The organism is Pseudonocardia wallangbongensis (genome assembly GCF_054486945.1).
Genome location: NZ_JBRERS010000032.1, coordinates 1 through 9,951 on the forward strand (window position 1 = coordinate 1; position 9,951 = coordinate 9,951).

Below are 9,951 nucleotides of genomic sequence, written 5' to 3' on the forward strand. Positions count from 1 at the left end.
GCCCCGGCGCCGCCCGCCCCGCGCCCGCCGCCCTCACCCGCACTGCTCATCCCCAGACCTTAGAGGGAAGCTATGAAACAGGCGCCGGATCCGCGCGAAACCGGCGTAGAAGTCGCTGAAAGCTGCGCATAGGGTCGCAGGCATGACCGCCACCGCCTCCTCTCACCGCCCCTTCTCCGAGGCCGACATCGGCCACAGCGAGCTGCGCGACACCTACCGCGTCGACCTCCGCCGCAGCGAGCGCGACGTCTTCGCCGACGCCTCCCCGCTCGACTTCTCGGCGCTCAGCTGGAGCGAGATCGGCCGCCCCTACCGCGTCGAGAACTGGTCGAAGCAGAAGCTCGAGTGGGAGGCGCGCCACGGCGAGCAGCTGCCGGTCCCCGAGGCGTGGTCGATGTTCAACAGATCGTTCCAGTCGCTGTTCGACGCCAAGCCCGTGCAGGCGCGCCTCGACGCGCTCAAGAGAGCCGGCCTCGCCGTCACCAGAGGCCAGCTGCGGGCCGCCTGGGAGGCGATGAACGAGGTCGTCCAGTGGACCGTCTGGAACCGCGCGCAGCGGGTCGAGGACACGATCTGGGACCCGCGCGCGAGACGCTCGCTGTTCGGCGGCCTCGAGCTCGAGCGGCCGCGGATCCTCTTCCTCGGCGCCGCCGACGGCTACGAGGCGATGCTGCTGTCGGCGATGTACCCGGGCGGCGAGGCGGTGCTGGTCGACTACGACGCGTGGTGCAAGGAGGGCCGCTTCGGCGCCTTCCCCGCCGCCTATCCGTTCCTCGGCGCGGACCCGCGCACCGGCGGCGAGAGGGTCTGGTACCGCGACGAGATGGCGATCGACTTCGTCATATCCGACATCCGCGACCTGCCGTACGGGAGAGAGTTCGACGTCGTCGTCTCGATCGGGCTGGTCGAGCACTTCCCCGACGCCTACAAGCCGACCGCGTTCGAGTTCCACCGCCGCTTCGTCAAGCCCGGCGGCTACTGCATCATGACGACGCCGCGGATCCACCCGCGCACGCGGATGTTCTACCTGCTGTTCGGCGACGTGATGAACTTCGCCTACCGCGAGCTGATGAGCGTCGAGCAGCTCGGCCTGTACGCGTGGGAGAACGGCTTCGAGGTGCTGCGCCACGGCCAGATCAAGACCCACAACGGGGTCATTTGCCGGGCGCGCTGACGGGACGCCTCAGCGCGTCAGCTCGTGCAGCCGCTCGAGCGACTGGCGCAGCAGGCGCGAGATCTGCATCTGCGAGACGCCGATCTGCTTGGCGATCTCGCTCTGGGTCAGGTCGTCGGAGAAGCGCATCCGCAGGATCCGCTGCTCGCGCTCGGGCAGGTGGCGCAGCGCCGGCTCCAGCAGCGCGCGCGCCTCGGCCGCTCTGAAGCCCTCCTCGACGCTGCCGAGCGTGTCGGCGATCGTCGCGTCGCCCTCGTCGTCGCTGCCGGCCGGCGTCGCGAGCGACAGCGCGGTGCGGTTGGCGAGCGCGCCGAGCGCCTCCAGCACGGCCTCGACGTCGGCGCCGGTCCGCTCCGCGAGCTGCCGCGGCGTCGGCGAGGCGCCGGTCTCGGTCTCGATCGCCTCGGCGGCGGCGCGCACCTTCAGCGCCAGCTCCTGCGTGCCGCGGGCGACGTGGACGCCCCAGCCGGTGTCGCGGAAGTGGCGCAGCAGCTCGCCGACGATCGTCGGCTGCGCGAAGGTCGAGAAGCTGTGGCCGCGCTCGGGGTCGAAGCGGTCGACCGCCTTGATCAGGCCGACGGAGGCGACCTGGACGAGGTCGTCGAGGCTCTCGGAGCCGCGGCGGTAGCGGCGCGCGAGCGCGCGGGCGAGCGGGAGGTGCTCGGCGATCAGCGCCTCGCGTGCCTGCACGTCGCCCCTGCGGGCGCGCGCCGACAGCATGCGCGTCCGCAGCATCGAGCCGGCCGGGCGCGTACCGGTACGGGGCGCCGCGGTGGATTTCTGTGCGAGTTTCGTGGCAGATCCCATGTGCCACACGGTTACCCACGGCCGTTTCGCGTCAATCGCGATCGGCGAGCGGCTCGGCCCCCGGCTCGGAGGCGTCCTCGCCCCGCTCCAGACCCAGCTCGAAGGTGAGGCGGACGCGCGTCGCGGCGCCGTCGTGATCGAGCTGGAGGCTGCTGGCGACGGCCGCCATCAGCGCCATCCCCATGCCGAGCCCGGGGCTGTCCTCGCGGGCGCGCAGGCCGCCGCCCTCGTCGGCGACGACGACCTCGAGCACCCCGTCGCGCTCCGCCGCCTCGACGTGCAGCACGCCTGGCCGCTCGTGCTCGCGATAGGCGTGCACGACGACGTTCGTGCAGGCCTCGCTGACGGCCAGCGCGACGTCGGCGACGGTCGCCGGCGAGGCGCCGAGGCGCTGCGTCAGCGCGACCACCGCCCGGCGCGCCTCGGGGACGCTCGCCGCTGAGGCGGGCAGCGTCAGGTGCACGGCCGGTCGGCGAACGGCGGGGCGGCCTGCGGGCCGGTGATCGCGGAGACGCGCATCTGACCCTCGTATGCCCGTTCGCGCCGATCTCGATCGTCCGCGCGTCGTCCGCGCGCGGACGGCCGGACGGGACCTCACGCGCGCGCGTACGGCGCGCGAGACCGTCGCCGCCGCGCCCGCCATCGCGTAGATTCCCCGGCGAGCGATGCCGGCCCCGAGCGACAGCGCGCCGCCGATCCTGTGGCGTCCCGACCCGCAGCGGGTCGAGCGCGCCGCGCTGACGCGCTTCGCCCGCTGGCTGGAGGCCGAGCGCGGGGTCGCCGCGCCCGACTACGCGACCCTGTGGCGCTGGTCGGTCGACGACCTCGACGGCTTCTGGTCGGCGATCTGGGAGCACTTCGACGTGATCGCCCACCGGCCCTACGAGCGCGTCCTCGGCCGCCGTGAGATGCCCGGCGCCGAGTGGTTCGCAGGCGCGACGCTCAACTACGCCGAGCACGTCTTCCGCGACCGCGACGACGACGCCGTCGCGATCCGCTTCGACGGCGAGACGCGCGCCGAGGGCCTCGGGCAGCTGACGTGGGGGGAGCTGCGCGCGCTGACGGCGCGGCTGGCGGCGGCGCTGCGGGCCGAGGGCGTCGGCGCCGGCGATCGCGTCGCCGGCTACCTGCCGAACGTGCCCGAGACGGTCGCGGTCTTCCTCGCCTGCGCCTCGATCGGCGCGATCTGGTCGAGCGCCTCGCCCGACTTCGGCGCCAGCGGCGTCGCCGACCGCTTCGCGCAGATCGAGCCGGCGGTCCTGTTCGCGATCGACGGCTACCGCTACGGCGGCAGGGAGTTCGACCGCCGCGCGGTGCTGGCCGAGCTGCAGCGACGGCTGCCGAGCGTGCGGCGGACGGTCGTGCTGCGCCACCTCGACGCCGCGGCCGACCTCTCCGGCCTGCGCGACGCCGTCGCCTTCGACGCCTTCGTCGCGGGCGCGGGCGGCGGCGACCGAGGCGCGCACCCTCCGGAGCTGACCTTCGCGCCGCTGCCGTTCGACCAGCCGCTGTGGGTCCTCTACAGCTCCGGCACGACCGGGCTGCCGAAGCCGATCGTCCACGGCCACGGCGGGATCCTGCTGGAGCAGCTGAAGAAGCTGAACCTGCACCTCGACGCGCAGGCCGGCGACCGCGTCTTCTGGTTCACGACGACCGGCTGGATGATGTGGAACTTCCTCGTCGGCGTGCTGCTGACGCCGGCGTCGATCGTGCTCTACGACGGAAATCCCGGCTTCCCGACGCTCGACCGCCTGTGGCAGCTGGCCGAGGAGGCGGGGATCACCGTCTTCGGCACCAGCGCCAGCTACCTCGCGGCGTGCATGAAGGCCGGGATCGCGCCCGGCGCCGCGCACGACCTCAGCGACCTGCACGCGGTCGGCTCGACCGGCTCGCCGCTGGCGCCGGAGGCGTTCGACTGGGTCTACCGCCACCTCGGCGCCGACACGTGGCTGTTCTCGACCAGCGGCGGCACCGACATATGCAGCGCGTTCGTCGGCGGCGTCCCGACGCTGCCGGTCTACAAGGGCGAGCTGCAGGCGCGCGCGCTCGGCGCGAAGGTCGAGGCGTTCGATCCCGACGGCAGAGCGCTGATCGGCGCGGTCGGGGAGCTGGTGCTGACGCAGCCGATGCCGTCGATGCCGCTGTTCCTGTGGGGCGACGACGAGCGCATGAGCCGCTATCGCGCCGCCTACTTCGAGCTGTTCCCGGGCGTCTGGCGCCACGGCGACTGGATCGAGATCACGCCGCGCGGCACGGCGGTCATCAGCGGCCGCTCGGACTCGACGATCAACCGCGGCGGGATCCGCATGGGGACGGCCGAGATCTACCGCTCGGTGCTGGCGCTGGAGGAGGTGCTCGACGCGCTCGTCGTCGACCTGCCGAAGCCGGGGACCGACGGCTGGATCGCGCTGTTCGTCGTGCTGCGGCCGGGCGCGGCGCTCGACGACGAGCTGCGCGGCCGCATCCGCGCGCGGATCCGCGAGGACTGCACCCCGCGCCACGTGCCCGACGAGGTCGCGCAGGTCGCGGAGGTGCCGCGGACGCTGTCGGGGAAGGTGCTGGAGGTGCCGGTCAAGCGGATCCTGACCGGCACGCCGCCCGAGCGCGCCGTCAGCCGCGACGCGCTCGCCAACCCGGCCGCGATCGACTGGTTCGCGGCGCGTGCCGCCGGCTCCTGACGCGCGTAATTTCGGTCCGTCGCCGCCGTCGGTAAGAATCCGGCCGTGAGCCAATGGACCCCGGGCGCGAAGGCGGGCCCCGAAACCAGCGGCGCCGCGCGCCGCCGCCTGACGGCCGCGGAGCGCCGTGCGCTGATCCTCGCCGCGGCCGTGCGGCTGTTCGCCGAGCGCGGCTACCACGCGACCTCGGTGGACGAGATCGCCGCGCAGGCGGGGATCTCGAAGGCGGTCGTCTACGACCACTTCGCCTCCAAGCGGGAGCTGTACACGGTCCTGCTCGACACGATCCGCGCCGACATCGACGCGCTGATCGCGGGCGCGATCGAGCCGCTGCCGGTCGAGGCGCGGGTGCGGGCGGCGATCGAGGTCTTCTTCGGCTTCGTCGAGGACTACCCCGACGCCTGCCGGCTGCTGTTCCTGGAGGTGCAGGGGACCAGCGACGCGGCGGCGATCGTCGAGCAGCTCGAGGCGCGCGTCGCGGAGGGGCTGAGCGCCTCGCTCGGCAGCGACCCGCTGATCTTCGGCGGCCATCCCGAGCGCGAGCGCCAGCTGCGGATCCTCGCCGAGCTGCTGAAGTCGGCGATCCACGGCCTCGCCAGCTGGTGGTACCGCAACCCGCAGGTGCCGCGCGAGGATCTGGTCGAGCGCACGGTCGCGGTCGTGACGCCGGCGATCGAGGCGGCGAGAGGGTAGGGGGCGGGCCGCGCTACCAGGCCTGCGCGCTGCCGCAGTGGGGGCAGCCGACGCTGGTCGAAACCGGCGCCTGGAAGACGTAGCCGCAGTGGCAGTGGTAGAGCGCGCGGTCGTCGGGGCGGTCGGCGTCGCGCTCGCGCAGCGGCTCGGTCTGCGCTCTCGGCTCGGGGACCAGCACCGGGGCGGGCAGCTGGACCGTCTCGGCGCCGTGCCCGGTCGGCCACGAGCGCCTGCTGATGCGATGCCGGAGTTGCACGTTCACGGGTATTAACCGCAGGGTCGCTTGGAGGTTTCGCATCAGCCTCCGGAACCCTCGCGCCCCGGCGCGTAGACGGTCGGTGGGCCGCACCCGCGCAGGTCTGAGATACTGGCCCTTCGATGGACCCCAGCCGCAAACGCCGCATTCGCCTCGTCGTCGCCGCGACCGCCGCGCTGCTGCTCGCGAGCGCGCTGATCTGGACCAGCTTCAGCGCCGGCAGCGACGAGAAGACGGCCGGCCAGCTGCTGGAGAGCGCCAAGGCCGGCGAGACCTACACGCTCGCGGGTACGGTCGCGCCGAGATCGGTGCAGCGCGGCGACGGCGTGCTCTGGTTCCGGATCCTCGATCCGCACAGAAGGGTCTCCGCGAGAGTCCGCTACACCGGGCTCGTGCCCGACCCCTTCCGCGAGGGGCGCGGCGTGATGATCAAGGTCCAGCTCGGCCCCGGCGGGCTCAAGGGCGGCAGCGACACGGTCTTCGTCGCCGAGAAGGACTCGATGGTCACGAAGTGCCCGTCGAAGTTCCAGGTCGCGCCGGAGGAGCTGCCGAGAGGCGCGCCGGAGGACCTCTTGAGAGCGGCGCCCTCGACCTGATGCCGACGCGCCGCTCCAGGCCGCGGGAGTCGTAGCGATGGCCACCGTCGGCCGCGCGCTGCTGATCGTCGCCTTCGCGCTCGCGCTGTACGGGATCGCCGCGTCGGTCCACGGCGCGCGCACCGGCGCCCGCGCATGGGTCGACTCCGGCCGTCGTGCGATATACGCGCTCGCCGGGGTGCTGACGATCGCCTTCGCGATCGTCGAGGCGGCCTTCCTGCGCTCGGACTTCTCCTACGCGCTGGTCGCCTCCCATTCGAGCACGACGACGCCGACCTTCTACAAGGCGACGGCGGTCTGGTCCTCGCAGGAGGGCTCGCTGCTGCTGTGGGTGTGGCTGCTGTCGGTCTGGTCGAGCGTCGTGCTGTACCTGACGCGCCGCTCGCTGCGCCAGATAGCGCCGGTCGCACAGGCGGTCCTGTTCGGCTTCTCGGCCTTCTTCCTCGGCCTCGTCGTCTTCATGGAGAGCCCGTTCGCGACGCTCGCCTCCGTCCCCGCGGAGGGCACCGGGCTCAACCCGCTGCTGCGCCATCCGGCGATGATGTTCCACCCGCCCGCGCTCTACTCCGGCTACACGCTCTTCACGATCCCGTTCGCCTTCGCCGTCGGCGCGCTGGTCACCAACCGCGTCGGCAGCGAGTGGATCCGCGGCACGCGCCGCTTCGCGCTCGCCGCCTGGCTGTTCCTCGGGATCGGGATCGTGCTCGGCGCGCGCTGGTCCTACACCGAGCTGGGCTGGGGCGGCTACTGGGCCTGGGACCCGGTCGAGAACGCCTCGCTGATGCCGTGGCTGTGCGGCACCGCCTTCATCCACTCGATCATGATCCAGGAGAAGCGGGGGATGCTGAAGGTGTGGAACGCCTCGCTGATCCTCGCGACGGGGACGCTGGCGATCATGGGCACCTTCCTCGTCCGCTCGGGGGTGCTCGACTCGATCCACGCCTTCGGCGCCTCGACGCTCGGGATCCCGTTCCTGTGCCTGATCGCGACGATGATCGTCTCCTCGATCGGGCTGGTGCTGTGGCGGCGCGGGTCGCTCAGGTCCGAGCACTCGCTCGACTCGCTGCTGTCGCGCGAGGCCGCCTTCATCGTCCAGAACATCGTGCTGGTCGGCCTCTGCTTCGTGATCTTCTGGGGGACCTTCTTCCCGCTGATCTCGGAGGCGATCACCGGCACGAAGGCGTCGGTCGGCCCGCCGTGGTTCGACCGCTACATAACGCCGCTGGCGTTCGTGCTGGTCGCGCTGACCGGCATCGGCCCGCTGATCTCGTGGCGGCGCGCGACCGCCGCCAACCTGCGCCGCAACTTCACCTTCCCGCTCGCCGTCGGCCTCGTCACGTTCGTCGCGCTGCTGTTCGTCTCCGGCGCGGCGGAGGAGCCGAAGGCGCTCGTCTTCACCTCGCTGGTCGCGTTCGTGCTCGGCGGCGTCGCGCAGGAGCTGTGGCGCGGCACGAGCGCCCGCCGCGCGATGTCGAAGGAGCCGCTGCCGCTCGCGTTCGTCTCGCTGATCCGTCGCAACCGCCGGCGCTACGGCGGCTACATCGTCCACGCCGGCTTCGCGATCCTGCTGTTCGGCGTCGCGATCTCCTCCTCCTTCGTGCACACCAAGGACGTCGCGCTGGGCCCGGGTCAGACGGCCCGCATCGACGGCTTCGACGTCAGATACGTGCGCGCCTACGCGCAGCCGCTGCCGGAGAAGATCGTCTTCGGCGCCGTGATGGACGTCTCCAAGGACGGCAAGCACGTCACGACGCTGAGAACCTCGCGCGGCTTCTACCCGTCGCAGGATCCCTCGCTCGGCATCCTCGGCCGCTTCTTCATGGGCGAGGCCGAGAGCGAGGTCGGCCTGCGCGCCGGCTTCGGGCGCGACATCTGGACGGTCATCAACCCCGACCTGCTGCCGCTGCAGAGCATCATCGACGAGGGCAACAGAACGTTCAGAGAGGCGATGCAGTCGGCGCTCGCCGACGGCCAGCCCGACCAGAGAGCGATCGACCAGCTGTTCCTGCTGCGCGACCAGGCGGTCGCGGGGCTCGCCGACCGCTGGGTCAGAAGACCGTGGCCGGCCGACTTCCGCATGATGGTCTCGCCGATGGCGACGTGGATCTGGATCGGCGCGCTGATCACCTTCTTCGGCGGCGCGATCGCGCTGTGGCCGGCCCCTTCGACCGCGCGCAGCCGCGTGACGGCGACCTACGCCGCCAAGCTCGCGCGCGACCTCGCGCGCTCCTGAGGCGGTCCTGCGATGGAGTTCCTGCTGATCCTCGCCGTCCTGCTCGCCGTCGTCGCGATCGTCGCGGCGCCGCTGCGGGCCGGGCGGATCGAGGCGGTCGAGCGGCGCGAGAGCCTCGAGCTGGCCGAGCTGGAGGCGGCGAAGGAGGCGAAGTACCGCGAGATCCGCGACGCCGAGATGGACTTCCGCACCGGCAAGCTCTCAGAGGCCGACCACCGCGTGCTCGACCGCGCGCTGCGGGCCGAGGCGATCCAGCTGCTGCGGCGGATCGACGCCGTCTCGGGGCAGCGGCCGGCACCTCCGGCGGAGGACGAGCAGGGCGCCGCGGCTCCCGCGCGCTCGGACGCGCCGGTCGGGTAGGATGGCCTGAGCATGTACACGCTTCTCTCGATCCTGCAGGTCGTCATCGCCGTCGTGATGGTGCTGCTGATACTGATGCACTCCGGCAGAGACACCGGTCTCTCGGGTGCCTTCGGCGTCGGCACCGGCTCCGGGCCGTTCGGCGGCGGATCGCTCGTCGAGCGCAACCTGAACCGCTGGACCATAGGGTTCGCGCTCGCCTTCGGGATCAACACGATCATCCTGCTCAAGCTCGGCTGAGCCGGGCCTGCGCGGGGCGGCGTGCGCGCTCGCACGCCGCCGTCTCCCTGCGTGGGCGCGGGTCGCGGCGGCGCTCAGGCGAGCGTGCAGCGGATCCGCTCGAGCGTCGCGTCGGGGAGCGTCGCGAAGACCTCCGCGACCTCCGGGTCGAACTGCGTCCCGGCGCCCTGGGCGATCACCGTGCGGGCCTTGCGGAAGGAGGCGGCGGCGCGATACGGGCGGTCGCTGGTGAGCGCGTCGAAGGTGTCGGCGACGGCGAAGACGCGCGCGGCCAGCGGGATCTCGTCGCCGGCGAGCCGGTCGGGGTAGCCGGTCCCGTCCCAGCGCTCGTGGTGGGAGCGGACGACGTGCCTCGCCTCGCCGAGGAAGTCGATCCCCGAGACGATCTCGTCGCCGATCACGGGGTGCTGGCGCATCACGTCCAGCTCGGCGCCGGTGAGCGTGCCGGGCTTGTGCAGGATCGCGTCGGAGATCGCGACCTTGCCGATGTCGTGCAGCAGGAAGCCGAACTCGACCTGCGGCTGCTCGACCGACATCCCGCAGGCGCGCGCCAGCGCGAGGCCGTAGGCGGCGACCCGCTCGGCGTGCTTGCCGGTGTAGGCGTCGCGCGCCTCGACCGCGTCGGCGAGCGCCCTCACGGTCGCCTCGCAGGAGCGGCGCAGCTGCTCCGCGCGCTCGTGCTCGCGCTCGGACGCGAGCCGCAGCCGCTCGGCGTAGCGCTCCAGCTCGCGGGCGCGCCGCTGCGCCTCCTGCTCGCGCTGCGCCAGCTCGGCGCGCAGGCGCCCCAGCTCGTCGTGCAGCTGATCGATCTCCTCGGCGGTCATCGTGTCGCAGCCCCGTCGTCCCTGGTCGTCTCCTCGCCGCGCGCGACCGGCAGGCCGCGCGCGACCCAATCGCTCCACGAGCCGGCGTAG

Annotated in this window: 11 protein-coding genes; 7 read left to right on the top strand and 4 right to left on the bottom strand. The window is 72.5% G+C overall.

Going from position 1 to position 9,951, the window contains the following annotated elements; translation table 11 throughout:
• The first annotated feature begins 142 nt into the window (after positions 1-142).
• Complete coding sequence (locus ACU436_RS42125; RefSeq protein WP_459032791.1) at positions 143-1,174, top strand: class I SAM-dependent methyltransferase; 1,032 nt, start codon at positions 143-145, stop codon at positions 1,172-1,174.
• A 9-nt stretch (positions 1,175-1,183) separates the two neighbouring features.
• On the opposite strand, the gene ACU436_RS42130 is transcribed toward ACU436_RS42125, so the two are convergent.
• Together ACU436_RS42130 and ACU436_RS42135 are read right to left on the bottom strand one after the other, a co-directional pair.
• On the bottom strand, positions 1,184-1,981 hold the full coding sequence (locus ACU436_RS42130) for a SigB/SigF/SigG family RNA polymerase sigma factor (protein WP_459032792.1): 798 nt from the start codon (positions 1,979-1,981) through the stop codon (positions 1,184-1,186).
• 31 nt (positions 1,982-2,012) lie between these two features.
• Complete coding sequence (locus ACU436_RS42135; RefSeq protein ID WP_459032793.1) at positions 2,013-2,444, bottom strand: ATP-binding protein; 432 nt, start codon at positions 2,442-2,444, stop codon at positions 2,013-2,015.
• Between the two features lie 202 nt (positions 2,445-2,646).
• Here ACU436_RS42135 and ACU436_RS42140 point away from each other — a divergent pair, with 202 nt between their 5' ends.
• Both ACU436_RS42140 and ACU436_RS42145 read left to right on the top strand, forming a co-directional pair.
• Positions 2,647-4,659 (top strand): acetoacetate--CoA ligase, encoded by a 2,013-nt coding sequence (locus ACU436_RS42140; protein ID WP_459032794.1) that lies wholly within the window; start codon positions 2,647-2,649, stop codon positions 4,657-4,659.
• Positions 4,660-4,704: 45 nt separating this feature from the next.
• Positions 4,705-5,352, top strand: coding sequence for a TetR/AcrR family transcriptional regulator (locus ACU436_RS42145; protein ID WP_459032795.1), 648 nt, complete (start codon positions 4,705-4,707; stop codon positions 5,350-5,352).
• A 13-nt stretch (positions 5,353-5,365) separates the two neighbouring features.
• Here ACU436_RS42145 and ACU436_RS42150 read toward each other — a convergent pair whose 3' ends face one another.
• Positions 5,366-5,614, bottom strand: coding sequence for a hypothetical protein (locus tag ACU436_RS42150; RefSeq protein ID WP_459032796.1), 249 nt, complete (start codon positions 5,612-5,614; stop codon positions 5,366-5,368).
• Positions 5,615-5,730: 116 nt separating this feature from the next.
• Between ACU436_RS42150 and ACU436_RS42155 the strand changes: the two genes are divergently transcribed.
• The 4 genes from ACU436_RS42155 to secG are packed head-to-tail and all read left to right on the top strand — an operon-like array spanning position 5,731 to position 9,037.
• Positions 5,731-6,204 carry a cytochrome c maturation protein CcmE domain-containing protein gene (locus ACU436_RS42155; RefSeq protein ID WP_459032797.1) on the top strand — a complete coding sequence of 158 codons (474 nt, stop codon included), beginning with the start codon at positions 5,731-5,733 and terminating at the stop codon, positions 6,202-6,204.
• 37 nt (positions 6,205-6,241) lie between these two features.
• Positions 6,242-8,437 (top strand): heme lyase CcmF/NrfE family subunit, encoded by a 2,196-nt coding sequence (locus ACU436_RS42160; RefSeq protein WP_459032798.1) that lies wholly within the window; start codon positions 6,242-6,244, stop codon positions 8,435-8,437.
• Positions 8,438-8,449: 12 nt separating this feature from the next.
• The gene (locus tag ACU436_RS42165; RefSeq protein ID WP_459032799.1) at positions 8,450-8,797 is read left to right on the top strand and encodes a hypothetical protein; all 348 of its coding nucleotides are present in this window, start codon (positions 8,450-8,452) and stop codon (positions 8,795-8,797) included.
• Between the two features lie 12 nt (positions 8,798-8,809).
• Positions 8,810-9,037 carry a preprotein translocase subunit SecG gene (gene secG, locus ACU436_RS42170; RefSeq protein WP_459032800.1) on the top strand — a complete coding sequence of 76 codons (228 nt, stop codon included), beginning with the start codon at positions 8,810-8,812 and terminating at the stop codon, positions 9,035-9,037.
• 74 nt (positions 9,038-9,111) lie between these two features.
• Here secG and ACU436_RS42175 read toward each other — a convergent pair whose 3' ends face one another.
• Positions 9,112-9,861, bottom strand: a complete 750-nt coding sequence (locus ACU436_RS42175) for an HD-GYP domain-containing protein (RefSeq protein ID WP_459032801.1) — start codon at positions 9,859-9,861, stop codon at positions 9,112-9,114.
• Positions 9,862-9,951: the final 90 nt, after the last annotated feature.

What these genes read in the sequence shown, in the direction of transcription:
- ACU436_RS42125 (WP_459032791.1), top strand. Translation starts at nt 143, where the DNA reads ATGACCGCCACCGCCTCCTCTCACCGCCCCTTCTCCGAGGCCGACATC.
- ACU436_RS42130 (WP_459032792.1), bottom strand. Translation starts at nt 1,981, where the DNA reads ATGGGATCTGCCACGAAACTCGCACAGAAATCCACCGCGGCGCCCCGT.
- ACU436_RS42140 (WP_459032794.1), top strand. Translation starts at nt 2,647, where the DNA reads ATGCCGGCCCCGAGCGACAGCGCGCCGCCGATCCTGTGGCGTCCCGAC.
- ACU436_RS42155 (WP_459032797.1), top strand. Translation starts at nt 5,731, where the DNA reads ATGGACCCCAGCCGCAAACGCCGCATTCGCCTCGTCGTCGCCGCGACC.
- ACU436_RS42160 (WP_459032798.1), top strand. Translation starts at nt 6,242, where the DNA reads ATGGCCACCGTCGGCCGCGCGCTGCTGATCGTCGCCTTCGCGCTCGCG.
- ACU436_RS42165 (WP_459032799.1), top strand. Translation starts at nt 8,450, where the DNA reads ATGGAGTTCCTGCTGATCCTCGCCGTCCTGCTCGCCGTCGTCGCGATC.
- secG (WP_459032800.1), top strand. Translation starts at nt 8,810, where the DNA reads ATGTACACGCTTCTCTCGATCCTGCAGGTCGTCATCGCCGTCGTGATG.
- ACU436_RS42175 (WP_459032801.1), bottom strand. Translation starts at nt 9,861, where the DNA reads ATGACCGCCGAGGAGATCGATCAGCTGCACGACGAGCTGGGGCGCCTG.